15 protein-coding genes and 1 pseudogene are annotated in these 15,522 nt (G+C 69.4%); 5 read left to right on the forward strand and 11 right to left on the reverse strand.

All coding sequences use genetic code 11. The features are described 5' to 3' along the window. Positions 1-26: 26 nt before the first annotated feature. Both NA4_RS17315 and NA4_RS17320 read right to left on the reverse strand, forming a co-directional pair. Positions 27-1,379, reverse strand: coding sequence for a cytochrome P450 (locus NA4_RS17315; RefSeq protein ID WP_067470684.1), 1,353 nt, complete (start codon positions 1,377-1,379; stop codon positions 27-29). Positions 1,380-1,538: 159 nt separating this feature from the next. After that, entirely contained in the window at positions 1,539-2,249 is a 711-nt protein-coding gene (locus NA4_RS17320; RefSeq protein WP_067470686.1) for a TetR/AcrR family transcriptional regulator, read from the reverse strand. An 87-nt stretch (positions 2,250-2,336) separates the two neighbouring features. Between NA4_RS17320 and NA4_RS17325 the strand changes: the two genes are divergently transcribed. After that, on the forward strand, positions 2,337-3,200 hold the full coding sequence (locus NA4_RS17325) for an NAD(P)H-binding protein (protein ID WP_067470688.1): 864 nt from the start codon (positions 2,337-2,339) through the stop codon (positions 3,198-3,200). A gap of 50 nt (positions 3,201-3,250) precedes the next feature. On the opposite strand, the gene NA4_RS17330 is transcribed toward NA4_RS17325, so the two are convergent. The 4 genes from NA4_RS17330 to NA4_RS17345 all read right to left on the reverse strand — a co-directional run bounded on the left by NA4_RS17330 (position 3,251) and on the right by NA4_RS17345 (position 6,641). Continuing rightward, positions 3,251-4,621: an amidase gene (locus NA4_RS17330; RefSeq protein WP_067470729.1), complete on the reverse strand. Its 1,371-nt coding sequence runs from the start codon at positions 4,619-4,621 to the stop codon at positions 3,251-3,253. 358 nt (positions 4,622-4,979) lie between these two features. After that, positions 4,980-5,375, reverse strand: coding sequence for a hypothetical protein (locus NA4_RS17335; RefSeq protein ID WP_067470691.1), 396 nt, complete (start codon positions 5,373-5,375; stop codon positions 4,980-4,982). A 195-nt stretch (positions 5,376-5,570) separates the two neighbouring features. Then, positions 5,571-5,900 carry a plasmid stabilization protein gene (locus NA4_RS17340; RefSeq protein ID WP_067470693.1) on the reverse strand — a complete coding sequence of 110 codons (330 nt, stop codon included), beginning with the start codon at positions 5,898-5,900 and terminating at the stop codon, positions 5,571-5,573. Between the two features lie 186 nt (positions 5,901-6,086). Next, positions 6,087-6,641, reverse strand: coding sequence for a TerD family protein (locus NA4_RS17345; RefSeq protein ID WP_067470695.1), 555 nt, complete (start codon positions 6,639-6,641; stop codon positions 6,087-6,089). 559 nt (positions 6,642-7,200) lie between these two features. On the opposite strand from NA4_RS17345, the gene NA4_RS17355 reads away from it, so the two are divergent. Then, positions 7,201-7,941: an anti-sigma factor gene (locus tag NA4_RS17355; protein ID WP_067470699.1), complete on the forward strand. Its 741-nt coding sequence runs from the start codon at positions 7,201-7,203 to the stop codon at positions 7,939-7,941. A 50-nt stretch (positions 7,942-7,991) separates the two neighbouring features. Here the strand turns inward: NA4_RS17355 and NA4_RS17360 are convergent, their stop codons facing one another. Continuing rightward, the gene (locus NA4_RS17360; RefSeq protein ID WP_067470700.1) at positions 7,992-9,101 is read right to left on the reverse strand and encodes a carboxylate-amine ligase; all 1,110 of its coding nucleotides are present in this window, start codon (positions 9,099-9,101) and stop codon (positions 7,992-7,994) included. A gap of 155 nt (positions 9,102-9,256) precedes the next feature. Here NA4_RS17360 and NA4_RS17365 point away from each other — a divergent pair, with 155 nt between their 5' ends. Further along, on the forward strand, positions 9,257-9,592 hold the full coding sequence (locus NA4_RS17365) for a hypothetical protein (protein ID WP_157129089.1): 336 nt from the start codon (positions 9,257-9,259) through the stop codon (positions 9,590-9,592). Between the two features lie 75 nt (positions 9,593-9,667). Further along, complete coding sequence (locus NA4_RS17370) at positions 9,668-10,618, forward strand: FAD-dependent oxidoreductase (RefSeq protein ID WP_067470704.1); 951 nt, start codon at positions 9,668-9,670, stop codon at positions 10,616-10,618. Between the two features lie 71 nt (positions 10,619-10,689). Here the strand turns inward: NA4_RS17370 and NA4_RS17375 are convergent, their stop codons facing one another. Then, positions 10,690-11,052, reverse strand: a complete 363-nt coding sequence (locus NA4_RS17375; protein ID WP_067470705.1) for a hypothetical protein — start codon at positions 11,050-11,052, stop codon at positions 10,690-10,692. Between the two features lie 210 nt (positions 11,053-11,262). Between NA4_RS17375 and NA4_RS17380 the strand changes: the two genes are divergently transcribed. Further along, positions 11,263-12,537 (forward strand): PucR family transcriptional regulator, encoded by a 1,275-nt coding sequence (locus NA4_RS17380; protein ID WP_067470707.1) that lies wholly within the window; start codon positions 11,263-11,265, stop codon positions 12,535-12,537. Positions 12,538-12,555: 18 nt separating this feature from the next. Here the strand turns inward: NA4_RS17380 and NA4_RS17385 are convergent, their stop codons facing one another. The 3 genes and pseudogenes from NA4_RS17385 to NA4_RS17395 form a co-directional block, all read right to left on the reverse strand. Continuing rightward, positions 12,556-13,260 carry a histone deacetylase gene (locus NA4_RS17385; protein WP_245671437.1) on the reverse strand — a complete coding sequence of 235 codons (705 nt, stop codon included), beginning with the start codon at positions 13,258-13,260 and terminating at the stop codon, positions 12,556-12,558. A 115-nt stretch (positions 13,261-13,375) separates the two neighbouring features. Then, complete coding sequence (locus tag NA4_RS17390; protein ID WP_067470709.1) at positions 13,376-14,512, reverse strand: Mrp/NBP35 family ATP-binding protein; 1,137 nt, start codon at positions 14,510-14,512, stop codon at positions 13,376-13,378. A 36-nt stretch (positions 14,513-14,548) separates the two neighbouring features. After that, positions 14,549-15,522: pseudogene (locus tag NA4_RS17395) on the reverse strand (ferredoxin--NADP reductase domain-containing protein); the annotation flags it as partial.

Below are 15,522 nucleotides of genomic sequence, written 5' to 3' on the forward strand. Positions count from 1 at the left end.
TATTCGTTCCGCGATAGGGCCGCAAGCTAGCCGGTCTGTGTCATGCACGGCTCGACGGCGAAGTCGAGGCCGAAGTTGTTCAAGGTCACCGGCAGCGGCGCGTCCGGGTTCGGCCGCGGTGTGGAGCGCAGCCGGAAGTCCGCGGCGGTCAACAGGTGCGCGAGCAGCGTGCTCGTGACGAAGAGGACCAGGTTGCGGCCAGGGCAGTCGGCCGGGCCCGCGCTGAACGGCACGAGCTGCGGGTACTGCTCGGCGCGGCCGTCGAGCCAGATATCCGGGACGAAGGCGTCGGCGAAGGGCAGCAGCTCGGCGTCCCGGTGGAAGGCCGCGACCGCGATCATCAGCGCGGCGCCCGCCGCGATGGTGAAACGTTCTTCGCCGTCCCGCCATTGCGTGTCGGCGGTGATGTCGCGCAGCAACATGGGCGTGGTCGGCCACAACCGCACCGACTCGAGCACGCAGGCACGGAGATAGGCGCGCACGTCGACGCGCTCGGGATCGATGGCATCGTCGAGCGCGCGGGCATTGTGCTCCGGATGGGTGCTGAGCACCGCCAGCGCGCGGCTGAGCGCGATACCCGCGGCGTCGAAGGCGAATAGCCAGTGCGGAATCTGCCCGACCGGATCGACGGCGCCGCCCGCGGGGACCGCGGCAAGCGCCCCGGCGAGACTGTCGGGTGCGGCGGACTCCACATGCCGGTAGAGGCGATTGGTGAACTGGTCACGCTGCCTGCGATGGGCCGGAGCCAGGAACGACCAATTGCCCGCCGAGCGCAATCGGGCGAGTTCGTCGGTGAGTACGGTGTCGTCGCGTCCCCGTTCGCCGAGCACGATTCGCCGGACGAGCCGCCACCACTGGAGGGTGAAGTGCCGCGCGTCCATGTGCCCACGATGCAGCGCCGACACGATCATCTCCTGCGCCTCCTCCGCGATCGCCCCCGCGAAGGGCCCGGCGAGACGATGCAGCGGCTCGCCGCTGTCGAGCGCGGCCTCGTTCAACACTCGGCGCTGCGCGCGGATCGGACCGTCGGACAGCAGGACGCCGTGCGGCTGGAACTGCCGCAGTGCGGCGCGCTTCTCCCGATTGGCGGGGTGAAAGGGAGTCGGCGCGTCGGCGAGCACCCGGCCGACGTCGGCCGGGTCGAGAATCACCACGATCCGCCGTCCCGGCACCACCAATTCGACCGGGCCCGCGCCGAATTCGCGGCGTAGCTGCCGCACGCGCTCGATCGCCCTGGCATCGGCCCCCGTGCGTTCCAGTAAGCCCAGCACCGGCCGTCGTCGGGCGATCACTCCGGACGCCACCGAGGCGAATCCGAGATCCGCCAATGCCGCCACCGCGGGCACCCCCACCAGTCGGTGTTCGCGGTTTTCTGCCATCCGGCCTCCTCCCGACGTGCTCGAGTCGACACGATGCCGACGTCCGGTCAGGTACCCGAGAATGCGTGGCTGAAACCGCAGGCGCGTGTGTGCGGCGCCGACGCGGCGCCGTGAAGCTCAGTTCGGGGACGGGGTATCCCGGTCACCGGATCGCCGCGATCAGCTGCCCGCGTTGGCGATTCGGTCGAGCCATTCCCGCATGAGACCGCGTTCGGGGTCGGTCAAGGCGTCGGTCTGCGGCAGCACCGCTCGGAGCGTGACGGCTGCGGCGACGGGTCCGGAAGTCGCGGCGGCCGGGGCGTCCGTGGTGATCGCGGCGATGATCGCCTCGCGGGCGGTTCTGGACAGTTCCGGATCGCGGTCGGGCTCGGGGGTGGCGATCAAGGTGAGTGTCGTCCCGGACCCGGCCGCATGGATCAAGGCAACGGCGCGATCCTCGGGCACACGTAGCCGGCCGGCGGCGGCGATGCGCCGGATGCGCTCGGCGAGCACCTCGAAGGCGGCGCGCGCGGCCGGTGCGGCTCCTTCCGGGCGGGGCCTGCTGTACATCAGCGTGTACAGCGCCGGGTCGGCCAGGCCGAGTCCGACGTGCAGATCCCACCCGGCGCGGAGATCGTCGACCGGATCCTCGGCGGGTTCGACGGTGGACTTGCCGGCCAAGTAGGCGGTGAAGCCGTGTGTGACAACGGCGTCGAGCAGGCCCTGTTTGTCGCCGAACAGCCGATAGATGGTGGGCGGCTGGACTCCCGCCGCAGCGCTCACCGCACGCGTCGAGACCGCGTCCGGTCCGCCTTCGCTCAGCAGCCGGGCCGCCGCCTCGACGATGCGTTCGCGGTGTGCCTCGGCGGATGCACCCTCACTGCCGTCCATGATTCCAATGATAACGAGAAGGTGTTATCGACGTTTGTTTACGATGGTACGGTGAAATCGTTATCACTGGAAACATAGGAGATCTCCATGGTCATCGTCACCGGAGCCAATGGGAAGCTCGGCAGGGCAGCAACCGAGCACTTGCTGAAGCGCGTCCCCGCAGCGCAGATCGGCGTCAGCGTGCGTGACCCCGAAAGGGCGCGCGCTCTGGAAGAACGGGGTTTACGGGTCCGTCGTGGCGATTTCGCCGAACCCGCCGGACTCGCGCACGCCTTCGAGGGCGCGTCGAAAGTTCTCGTGGTGTCGACCGACAGCACGGGTGAGGCAGCGGTGCGCCATCGCCGCGCGGCCATCGAGGCGGCGGTAGCCGCCGGAGCCGAGCGCGTCGTCTACACCAGCCACATGGGCGCGAACCGGTCGTCTCCATTCCCGCCGATGCCGGCCCATGCCGCCACCGAGGCCGTGCTGCGGGACTGCGGCATTGCCTTCACCGCGCTGCGCAACGGCTTCTACGCCGCGTCGGCGGCCATGCTGCTGGAAACGGCCGTGCACACGGGGGAGCTGATCGCGCCGGAGGACGGGCCGGTCGCGTGGACCGCGCACGCGGACCTCGCCGAAGCGGCGGCGCTGGCGCTCACCGAGGACGAGTTCGACGGCATAACTCCCGCACTCACCGGCTCCGAGGCGATCGACATGACGGGCATCGCGGCGATCGGCGCGCGGCTTACGGGGCGTCCCATCCGCCGGGTCGTCGTCGCCGAGACCGAGTATCGTGCGAGCCTGCTCGCCCGCGGCTTGCCGGAGTCGGCGGCCGATCTGCTCCTCGGGATGTTCGCCGCGAGCCGGATGGGTCATTTCGCGTCGACCAACGCCACCCTCGCGCGCTTGCTCGACAGGCCGCCCGTGCCTTTGGCGGACACCCTGCGGGCGACGCTCACACCCCTTGGGTGACGTCGAGCCGGATAGGGATCACGCGTTCACGGCCGCGCCGCGTTCGACGGCTACTGGGTTGCCGCATTGTCGAGGGCGGCGTGGCGTGGCCAGGGACGTATCTCTTCCAGTTGCGCGGCCACGCCGAGAAGCGTGGATTCGCCGCCCGGTGCCGCGGCGAGCTGGATGCCGATGGGTAGTCCATCGTCCGAGTTGCCGGCGGGGATGGACATCGCCGGATAGCGGACGGTATTGAACGGCGGTGTGAAGGGGATGAATCGCGGCACCCGGAGCACGGTTTGCGCAAGCCCTTGTCCGGCGAAGGTGCCGATCGGGACGGGAGGGGTCGCCAGGGTCGGGGTCACCAGGAGATCGTATTCGGTGAACCAGGCCGCGAATCGGGCGGACTGCCGGGGCGGAGGAGCATCGGGGACACGGCGCAGGCGGGTGATCATCCGTCCGGTGCGCGCCACCTTGCGGGTGAGGGGTTCGAGTAGCTCCCAGCTCAGATCGGTGGTGTCCTCGGCGACACCGGCGAAGTAGCGTGCGAGGAATCCGAGCGTGTCCTGCGGACGCCAGGGCGGCGGCGCTTCGGTGACGGTGTGGCCCGCTGCGCGGAGCGCTTCCGCCGCGGCGTGCAGCACGGTGCGGACCTGGGGCGCCACGGACGCTCCGAGGACCGGCGGCTGCGCGGTCATGCCGATCCGCAGCGACCGCGGCGGCGGTGCGGGGTCCCGGTATTCGTGGACGGCGGCGAGCACGTCGAGTAGCAGCGCGGCGTCGGCGACGGTGGTGGCGAGCGGCCCGAAGGTGGAGATCCCGAGCCAGTTCGTGCCCAGTTCCGGGGGACGCGGGACTACGCCGTCACCGGGTTTCAGGCCGATCAGTCCACAGCAGGACGACGGTATCCGGATCGACCCGCCGCCATCGGACCCGACCGCGAGCGCGGCCATTCCGCTGCTGACGGCAGCGGCGCCGCCGCCGGTCGACCCGCCTGGAGTGTGCTCGAGCTGCCACGGATTGCGGGTGCTGCCGTGCGCGGTGCTTTCGGTGACCGGCCACTGGCACAGCTCCGGCACGTTGGTCTTGCCGATCAGGAGGGCCCCCGCTGCGCGTAATCGGCGAACCAGTTCACTGTCGGCTTCGGCCGGGGTCTGGCGCGTCGCGCGGGAACCGTTGCCGGTCACGCATCCGGCGAGGTCGAGATTGTCCTTGACCGCGACTGGAACCCCGGCCAAAGGGAGTTCCCGGAGGTCGTCGCGGGTGGCCAAGGCGCGGGCTTCCGCGCGGACCTCATCGACCCGGACGATCCGGAAAGCGTTGATCCGGGCGTCGATTGCCGCGATCCGGGACAGATGCGCGTCGACCACCTCGAGCGGGGACACGTCGCCGGTCCGGACCGCGGAAGCTATCTCGATCGCCGAAGCGCCCGCCCATCCCATCGCACTCTCCTCGATCCATCCGCGCCGGTGACCGGCACCGCCCAACGGCTGAGCGCGATGCGCTCGCAATGGCCGAACCGGCCGAGCGCGGTACCGAATAGCCGCTCCCGATTACATCGCGGTCCACGGTAATGGTCGACCGATAACGGCGACAATGACCACACGCGCCCTTTCCCGCGGCCGGGAACGGGTGCGGGGGAGTTCGACACATGAATCCGGGCGGGAACCCGCGCATTGGCAACTGATTCCGGGAGCAGTCGCGACCGATCGAGACCCGAGTCCCACCCGAATGAACACCGCATTCGCCACGAGCCCGCCGAGGACGTCGATCAGCACGCCGAGTGGTTGTCGAGCTTCTTCATCGCCGCCACCGCAGGATCCGCCACACGAGTATCGCGACGCCTGCCGCGATGAGGACCGCTGGTAACGGCGGCGGGCGCAACCTTCCGGCCGCGTGCCTGCCACGCGCGAGCCTCGGTGCGGGCGTCGCCGCCGCAATCCGGTGGGCGAGATCCGCGGCGCCTGTCTTGGCGTGCTCGGCTTTGTCCGAGACCGCGTGCGCAGCTTCGGACACCGCGTGCTGCGTCGCCTCGACAGCGTCGCGCGCCTTTCCCTTGCTCCATGAGGCGTCGTCGAGCTTGTGACCGAGTTCTTCGACCGCCTTGTCGAGTTCCTTCCTGGCGGTGTCGCGGGCGCGTCGCAGCGCCGCGGCGCCATCGCCGTGCGCCCCGGTGGGCGATCGGCTGCCGCTCATCCTCTCCTCATCTCCTATCCGTGATCACCCAGTATCCCGAGCACCGCAGCGGCAACTTCCGGCAACACTGCGGTAGCAGGCCAACGGCGACGCCACCAGCCGCGCCACGCGGCCGAACCGGTTGTCTTTCTGTCGCATCTCCATTCGGGCGAGCCGGATTTCCTCGCATGCGACGCCGCTGCCGCGCCGACGATCTCAACCGCGGCCGAGCGCCTTCTCCAGCTGACCCTTGGTCATCGTGGAGCGGCCCTTGATATTGCGTTTCTTCGCCTCGTTGTACAGCTGGTCCCTGGTCGGGCCCTTGGGCCCGCTGCGCCCGGAGCGCTGGCCGCCACGCTGCTGCGGGGACTTGTCGCGGATCGAAGTCCGGCTCGCGGTCTTGGTCTTCCCCTCCTGCGCCCGGTTCTTGTTCACGGTGCGTGCGGCGATCTCCTTCGCACGCTTCGTGCTCGCGCCCCGGTCCTTCGCCGAGTCCTTGACGTGCTCGTACTGTCGCTCTTCCTTTGCGGTCCATTCCTTGGGCATGTCACACCTCCTGCATGGCGACTACCCGGGTGCAGGTATTCCAATCGGACGCATCCGCGCTTGCGTTTTCGACGCTGCGGCGGTGCCGGCCTCCCCGCGACACGAGATGCGGCGCCGGATGATCCGCGGGCTCCACGATGACGCAGTGCTACCCGGCGAAAGCGTTGGGCTGCAGTCGTGCTCGCGCTAGCCGACGTAGTCGCCGAGCAGCGGCACCGCCTCGACCGGATGCCGCGCCCGCACACCCTTGCCGACGGTGTCGAAGTGCCAGACACCGTCGGTGCGCCGGACTCGGCCCAGCACCAAGCCGGTGTGGTCGCCGCCGCCGGTCAGGTCGTAGCGGGCGATCTGCGTACCCGCCACGCTGTCGATCACCCGGCAGTAGGCATTGTCGATCTGCTCGAAGGTCTGCCCGGTGTAACAGGTGACGAGGAACAGCACCGTCGTGACCTCGGAGGTAATCCGGGTGAGGTCGACGGTGATGACCTCGCCGTCGCCGTCGCCGTCGCCCTCGCCGGTGATGCTGTCGCCGTGCAGCCGCACCGAGCCGTCCGTCGAGCTGAGTCGCTCGTGATAGACGACGTCGATGAGCTGGTCCGCGGCGAACAACAGCGCGGCGGCGTTGAGATCGATGTCCTTCCGCCGGTTGAACCAGCGCGAGGGCGTGGCCGGGTCCCAGCCGAGCCCTATGGTGACGTGGTCGAGCCGGGTGTCGCGCTCGTCGTGCGGCCTCGTGGACATCCGTGTTCCCCTCTGCGTTGGCGACCGGGTCGCAGCGATCTCCGTACTCCGGCGTAGGAGCGGACATACGGGCTACTGAAGCCCGCGACACTCACCTGCACGCCGGACAGTGACGCATGATCGGCGCAGCAGCCTACCCGAATCAGGGCGAATATCGGGCGGAATCCAATCCATGAGGCGGTGCGCCGCGAAGTCAAGGCATGCGGGTTGGCATAAAGCAGCAGAGCCGACGCCATGGCGGGAGACCCCGCGCCCGCGGTTCGTCGTCACCGGCGTACCGGGTTCGCGAGGTAGCCGCAAAGGCGCGACCGGGTTCGGTCGCCGCGAAGGGCTACGATGGGCCCGCCCGGTCCGTGCGGAGGATCGGCCACCGGACCGCCGAATCGGCTTCGCGGCCGCCGCAGATTCGACCGGCGGCAGCGGATGTTCTTCTCCGGGGCCGGATGCTCGGCCGTTATCCGGTTCGCGCCGTCGGTGTGGTCGCCGTGGCGCCCCATGCCCGGGTGCGTATCCGGCCCGCAGTCGAACGACGCCGGGCCGGCCTGGCAGGTGGCGGGTCATGACCGAGACCGCACAGTCTCGCACCGACCTGCTCGACCTGGCCTACCCGTACGCGATGGACGCGGTGGCCGAGATCGAGCGAAGGCACATCGAAAGCCGGGTGGCGAAGACCGATTCCGATACCGCAGCGGCATTCGCCGGCACAGTACACCGGGTGCGCGAGACAGTGGCGGTACTGAGTGCCGTCGACGCGGTGAATCCGCCGCCGACGTTGGAGTCGAAGATCCTGCGAGCGATCGACGACTCGCGCCGGAACATGCGATCCGGGCGACGCGGTGCCCGGTCGGTGTCCAGCGGCCTGCCGCGAGCGGCTCGGCTGGCCGTCGCCGTCGCCGTGATCATCGGTGCCGGCGCGGGAGCCGTGGTGGCCGCGGAGCGGATCGCCGGACATCGTCCTGCCCCGGTTACCGCTGAACAGGTTCTGCGGCAACCGGATTCGCGGTCTCGCGTGGTCGGGTTCACGGTCGGGGGCACCCTGACGGTGAGCATGTCGGACCGGCTGCGTGCCGTCGCGGTGACATTCGACGCGGTGCCGGCGCCGCCTCCCGGACGGGCCTATCAGCTGTGGGTGATGTCGTCCACGGGTGCGGTGCGCTCGGCGGGTGTGCTGACCACGGTGCCGCAGGCGGGGGTGTCGACCCGGTTCGATCCGGCGGACGTCTTCGTTGTCACGATCGAACCCGCGAGCGGGTCGCCGCGCCCCACATCACCGCACCTGGCGGCGATCGCCCTCGGCTGAGCGGTACACCGATCCGTACCGGGTCACGTTCCCGCGTGCACGACCCGCACTCAGGGCTGGTCGCACCCTTCGAGGGTCGCGCGAGCCACCTCTTCGACGACGTCATCGACCTCACCACGCTCCCGCAACGCGGTCAGTTGCCGGAGCGCACCGTTGCCACGGCCGAGCAGGCGAGCGAATGCCTCGTCGACGAACTCGCGGTCGCCCGCCTCCTCGAGCGCGGGGGCCGCGTAGTCGATCAGGCGGCGCAGCAGCGTGCGGATGGGCGCCACCTCGCCGTCGTGCGGGTCGACACCGTCTCCGACCAGTCCCGAACGCGCCGCCTTCCAGTACGCCGCTCGCAGTACCTCGGCGGGCACCGCGGGCGCGGCATGACCGTCGGCCAGGGACTTTCGCGCCATGACGACGATCGCGCGCACCAGCGCGGCCAACAGCGCGGACTCCTCGACGGTCGCGGGTATGTCGCTCACCCGGATCTCGACGGTGGGGAAGGAGACCGACGGGCGGACATCCCAGTAGACCATCTGCTTGTCCAGGATGCTGCCGCTGTTGAGCATCATCGCGACCATCGCCTCGTAGTCGCGTGCAGACTCGAAGTACGGCGGCGGTCCGGCGCTGGGCCAGCGTCGCCACAGGATGCTGCGCCAACTGGCGAATCCGGTCTCGGTGCCGCGGTAGATCGCCGAGTTCGCCGTCATCGCCAGCAGTTGCGGCAACCACGGCCGCAGATAGTTGCTCACTTGGATCGCGGTCTCGGAATCGGGGATGCCGATGTGCACGTGGCAGCCCGACAGTCCCTGCTCGTGCGCGAGCAGGCCGAAGTTCTCCTCGATGCGCTGATAGCGCGGTGTCTGCGTGACCGGGAATTCGTGCGGCACGGTCGGCGGAATGCCCACCGCCAGCAGGCGCGCGTCGTTCTCCTCGGCGCACGAGGAGATACCGCGCCGTAGCTCCCGGAGCTGCCGGTGCAGCGCGGCGATATCGGTGTGGACCGCGGTGCTGGCCTCCACCTGGCAACGAGTCAGCTCGAGTTGCAGGTCGATGCCGATGTCCTCGGCCGTGCGCGCCACCTCGACGTTGCGTGCCAGCGGCGCGCCGGTACGCGGATCGACCAGCAAGAACTCCTCTTCCACACCGACGGTCGCGCGGCCATCGTCCATGTGAATGGCATACCCCGGGTCAGGATGCCTAGTCGCTGGATCGGCGCGAAGTTGCCGCGCCGTCGCTCGCCGCGCCCGCCTCGACCACGGTTTGAACGGCGTCGATGCGGAAACTGCCGACGAAGGGGGCTGCACCAATACCAGGGAGATATCGCATGTTTCGGATCGTTCTACGTCTCGTCGTGACAGCCGGCTGCGCAATGGCGGTCGCCGGGACCGGTGCCGGGCTCGCCGCCGCGGGACCAACGCTGTCGGCGGACACCCAGGAAGAAGGCACCATCGCGGTGAGCAGCCAACCGGCGTCGGAGAGCTGGACCTGCGCGCTGGTCGGCTCGGGCGAACAAGCCGGTTTGCGAGCGGATGTCGCGCGCAACGGGGAGAGCCGCGGCGGGTTCGCGGCGGGCAGTACCGTCACCGCCGCCTGCGTCGGACCGCAGTGGCCGATGGTGGCGCTGACCACCGGAGTCACCTCGCTCGACGACGCGGACTGACCTCTCCGGCCCGCCTCCCACGGCCGGTGCTGCGGAAACCTCACGCAGCAGTGCGGGCTCGATAGTCTCGCTCGCATGCGGATCGTCGTCCTCGGCTCGGGCATTTCGGGTCTTTCCACCGCCGCGGAACTGCTCCGGGCCCGGCATGAGGTGACCATCGTCAGCGCCACTCCGATCACCGCGACCACGTCCTTTCTCGCCGCGGCGGTGTGGTTTCCCACCGCTGCGGGTCCGGCCGACCGGGTCCGGGCGTGGAGCGACACCACGTTCGCGCACTTGGCCGCGCTGGCCGCCGCGGGCGCGCCCGGCGTGCGGATGTGCGAGTCGACGGCGCTCTATCGGAACGAACCCGCGGTTCCGGCCTGGTCACGGTCGGTGCGCTCGTTCCGGGCCGCCGACCAGGGCGAATTGCCACCCGGATACGGCTTCGGTTTCCGTTTCGCGGTTCCCCTGGTGGAGATGCCGACCTACCTGCCGTTCCTGAGCGCTCAGGTGGACGCGGCAGGCGCGCGACGCGTGCGGCGCACCGTCCACCGGCTCGCCGACCTCGCCGACCTTTCCCCCGACGTCGTGGTGAACTGTGCGGGTCTGCGCGCCGCCGAGCTCGTCGGTGACCCGGACGTGTACCCGATCCGCGGCCAGATCGTGCGGGTGACGAACCCGGGGCTTTCGGTGTCGATCCGGGACGAGGCCCATCCACTCGGACGTGCCTACGTCCATCCCCGGGACGCCGACTGCGTTCTCGGCGGTTCGCTGGAACCGGGCGAATGGGACACCACGCCCGACCCCGAGCTCACCCGGTCGATCCTGCGGCGTTGCCGCGATCTGGCACCCGCGCTCGCCGAGAGCCAGGTGTTGGAAACCCTGGTCGGACTGCGCCCTGGCCGCGCCGAAGTCCGCCTCGAACTCGACACTGCCGCGCTGCCGGGCATACCCGTCGTGCACAACTACGGCCACGGCGGTTCCGGCATCACCATCGGATACGGCTGCGCACTGGAGAGCGCGGCTTTGGTCGCCGCACTGTGACCGGCGCTGCTCAGCAGTTCCGACTCGGGCCGAGCTGAGTCGACATGTGACGGGGCGAAGAAGGGGAAGATTCAGTTGGCGTAGCTGCGCGCCACCACCGAGTTCAGCGCTTCCAGGAATTCGCTGATCATGCCGGGCTCCAGCCGGTCACGCCGGGCCCGGCGTTCCGGCGACTCGGTCGCGGGTACGGCGAGGCCCGCGTCGACACCGTCGCGCAGGACGGCGTGCACCGCTTCGATCGGGATACCGGCCTGGGCGCATCGGCTGGCGGCGTGCTCGAACCTGCCGAGGGCGAGACCGCCCGCGGCTTCGGCCGCGTCGACCAGGACGAGGGCCAGTTCCAGACCCATTTTGATCAGCGCGTCGGGCCCACGATCGAAGCGCGCAGGCGCCCCGGCCGTGTGCCGATCTTCTCCGTGCGGGCCGATGGTCATGGCCCTCCCTCCGCGCGACGACCCTGCCGGCACCGACGTTACGGCGGGGATCGAGAGATTTCGACCGCGCGAATGTGTGTTGTGAGCCTTCACAAGCGCGGGCGGCTCGGTTTCGGGTGGTATCCCCAACCCGGGGCGCGCCTCTCGGAAGGCCGAACCGGTCAAGTTACCGTGGGTTACTTTCCGCGATCGGGGAGGGAAGGAGTCACGATGTCCATCACCGATTCGGCAGGTCCGGATTTGACGCTCTCGGGCCGCCCGGCCAGTTCTTCGCTGCGGGATGTGCGGAATCTGTCGCGCAAAATGGTCGGCCACTTCATCGAGACCGTCGCGCACTGCCGGACGCTACCCGGCGAGGCGCTCAACGGTGACATCACCAACATCACCCGCCTGTGCCTGGAACTGGCCGTCAGCATGCTCGACGGCGGCGACATCCCCGAGCGGACAATGCTGCTGCGGACCGCTGCGGCCGGCTGGGCGCGCGAGGGCATCCCGATCGACACCATCCATCACGCCGTGCACGAGGGATTCAAGCTCGGCTTCGACCTGATCGTCGCCAACGCGACCGCCGCGGATTTCGACAGCCTCAAGGACATCAGCCGCCGCCTGATGGAAATCCTGGACACCATCACATCGACCGTCTCGCGGGCCTACGTCACCGAGCTGCGTGCCGTGGTCGGCGAACACCACACCGCCGCCCATACGCTCGCCTCCGCCCTGCTCGGCGGGCACCCCACCTTCACCATGGCGCGCGAATGCGGCATTCCGATCGCCGATTCGTATGCCGTTCTCGCTGTTGCCATCCCGGCGCATCCCGAGGAGAGAAATCCGCGACTCGACGGCGCGGTGGTGGCGCGGCGAAAGCTGCGCCGTGTGCAATCGGAGCTCGCCACCCGCTGCGGCGACACGGTGCTGTCGCTGCTGAGCGTCGACGGTGGCACGATTCTGCTGCCGTCCGCGTCACCGGAGGACAAAGCTCTCGACGAGCTGGTGGAGTGCCTCGGCGGCGCCGCGCAGGTCCCGGTCGTTGCCACGGTGATCGCTGCGACGCCGGCCGAGGTGCCCACGGCCGCCGATCGCGCGCACGAACTGCTCGACATGGTGCAGCGGCTGCGCTGGACGCGCGGGCTGTTCCGCTTCGACGACCTGGCACTGGAGTACCAGCTCACCCGACCCGGCCCTGGACTGGAAACGCTGCGGACACTCCTCGATCCGCTCGACGAGCACCCCGAGCTCCTCGAAACGCTGAAGCGTCATATCGGCACCAACCTGAACCGCCAGCGCACCGCACGGTCGTTGCACATCCACACCAACACCGTCGACTACCGGCTCAAACGCATCGGCCAGCTCACCGGGTTCGACCCCGCCCAAGCCTCCGGGGTGTGGTACCTGCGCGCGGCGCTCGTCGCGCGCAGCTATCGGGATTCCGAGGCGGAGCCGCCTGCCGTTGGTGCCCGCGCTGGAGAGCCGGGCATCTCGTCGTAGACGTAAGGCGCGGTGTCGCTACCGATCGTCCGCACGGAGCAGTGCGTGGACGGAATCCGGTGTCCATCGGCGATCGGCGCCTGGGCGGGTGGCGAGGTAACCCGCGGTCGTCCGAATGGACCAGCCGTGGGAGGCGCGTAGCCCGGCCGCCAGGTACCGCAAGTAGGCGGCGGCGGGCGGGTTGCCCGGAACATCGCGATAGCGCCAGGGCGCGGTAAAACTCAGCACGGGGTGACGGTCGTAGGTGCCCGCGCAGACCAGCGTCTCGTACCGGCCGGGACCGAGAGTGGTGGTGCCCCGAGCGATCACCTCGCTGAAGTCGAGGTCCATGCCGGGAGAGCGGTACATCTCCTGGGCCACGATGTCGGAGAACTGCGCGGCGGTGAGCAGGTGGGCGTGCACGGCGATCTCGCCGGGGCAGCCAGGGTCGTAGAAAGCGCGGCCGCCGGTCCAGGTCAGCGATTCGGTGGCGAAATACAGCAGGCCGGGCAGCAGCAGGGGAATCGAGCGCAGCGGATCGGCGTGGTCGCGGCAGCCGGGCAGCGTGAGCGCTCCACCATCGGGACTTCCGCCGCGCAGATAGGTGCGCAGCCTGATCAGGCTCATGTTCGAGCCGTAGGCCGCGTACCAGATCAGATCCGGATCCCGGGCGCGCCGATCTGTGTGCGCGGTTGCCTCTGCCGCCGCGGGGCTGGCGGCGATGTCTGTGCACCACGCCGTCATGACACCCATTCTGGGCGCTTCTCGCCGCCGTGCCCACCGGCGAGCCGCCGCGAGCCCGTCTGTGCGGTCTCAGAGGTGTGACGCCGGGTAGGTGGTGCCGTGCAGAAGTCGGCGCTCAGGCTGGTTTCTCGACTGGAGACACCATCAGGCGCTTCCCCACGATGCTCTCGCGAGGCGCGGCGAGCAGGTCCGCCAGAGCGAAGAAGGCCATCGCCGCCGCCGAGCCGGGCTCGGCCAGCACCATCGGCGTCCCGCGATCACCCGTAGCGCACACATCGGGGTCGAACGGGATCTTGCCGAGCAGTGGGCAGTCGGTTCCGAGGATTTCGGTAAGCCTGCGGCTGACCATGGCCCCGCCGCCGGACCCGAACAGGGGGATGCGCGCCCCGCCGGGATCCTGGTACCACGACATGTTCTCGATGACGCCGATCACGCGCTGTTCGGTCTTGGCGGCCACCGCGCCCGCCCGCTCGGCGATGCGCGCGGCGGTCTGCTGCGGCGTGGTGACGACCAGCAGTTCCGCGGTCGGCAGCAACTGGGCCAGGGAGATCGCGATGTCACCGGTGCCGGGCGGCAGGTCGACCAGCAGCACGTCGAGCTCGCCCCAGTAGACATCCGCGAGAAACTGCCGCAACGCCCGATGCAACATCGGTCCACGCCAGACGACCGGTTCGTTCCCGGGCAGGAACATGCCCACCGACATCAGCCGCACGCCGCACGCGGTGGGCGGCATCATCATGCGATCCACCTGGGTCGGGCCCGAGACGCAGCCCAGCATGGCGGGAATCGAATGGCCGTGGATGTCCGCGTCGAGAATGCCGATCCGCAGACCGCGCTGGGCCATCGCGACCGCCAGATTGACTGTGACACTGGACTTCCCGACTCCGCCCTTGCCGGAGGCGACGCAGAGCACCCTGGTGCGTGAACCGGGTTCGGCGAAGGGGATCTCGTCGTCGCCGCGGATCTGCTTGCGCAACGCCGCGCGCTGCTCGCCGGACATGACCCCGAACTCCACGGTGACCGCGGCGATGTCCGGCAGGGCGAGCACGGCCGCGCGGACGTCCTGCAGAATTCTGTCTCGCATGGGGCAGGTGGACACCGTGAGCAGTATCTCGACGGTCACCTGCCGCGCCTCGTCGATGGCGATGCCGGAGACCATGTTCAGTTCGGTGATCGGACGGTGGATCTCGGGGTCTTCGACCCGGGCGAGTGCGGTACGGATCCGTTCCATTGTCGTGGACGTATTCGTCATGGCTAGACCAACTTTCGTAGCTGGGCCGGAGTCGTGTCAGTGCAGGCTCACGCGCAGCATGTCCTCGCGTTCGACGACCTTGACGCGTTCGCGGCCTTCGGGTTCGCCGAGGGAGCGTTCGTGGGCGTCGAGGCGGTACCAACCGGCCCAGGTGGTGAACGGGATGCCCTTGGCTTCGAGGAACTCGGTGACGGCCTCGGGCTCGGGCCGCGCGGCCGGGGTGAAGCCGGGGCGTCGTCGAGCAGGCAGGCGATGGTCTCGTTGGCGTCGCCCTTGGTGTGGCCGATCAGGCCGACCGGGCCGCGTTTGATCCAGCCGGTCACGTAGGTGGCGGGCAGGTAGCGTGCCGCACCGGACGCGGTGTTGTCGACCAGGACCCGCCCGGCCTCGTTGGGCACGGTCCCGGACCGGTCGTCGAAGGGCAGATCATCCACGCTCGTAGACAGGTAGCCGACCGCGCGGTACACCGCCTGCACATCCCAATCCCGGTACACCCCGGTGTGTTTCACGTTGCCGGTGCCATCGAGCTGGGTGCGTTCGGTGCGCAGGCCGACGACCTTGCCGTTCTCGCCCAGGATCTCGTGCGGCGATTCGAAGAAGTGCAAGAAAAGTTTGTGCGGCCGGTTGCCCGCGTCCCGGATGGCCCACTGCTCGAGGGTGTTGGCGACCATGTCGACCTGCTTGGAATGCCGGCGCGCGGCTTCGGAGCCTTCGTCGTAGTCGATGTCCTCGGGATCGACGATGACCTCGATGGTCGGGGAGTGGTCGAGTTCGCGCAGTTCCAGCGGGGTGAACTTGGCCTGGGCGGGGCCGCGGCGGCCGAAGACGTGCACCTCGACGGCCTTGTTGGCCTTCAATCCCTGGTAGACGTTCGGCGGGATCTCCGTGGGCAGCAGTTCGTCCCCGGTCTTGGCCAGTACGCGGGCCACGTCCAGGGCGACGTTGCCGACGCCGAGGACGGCGACCTTCTGCGCGTCCAGCGGCCAGCTGCGCGGCACGTCGGGGTGCCC

Source organism: Nocardia amamiensis NBRC 102102 (assembly GCF_001612745.1).
Classification (GTDB): Bacteria; Actinomycetota; Actinomycetes; order Mycobacteriales; family Mycobacteriaceae; genus Nocardia; species Nocardia amamiensis.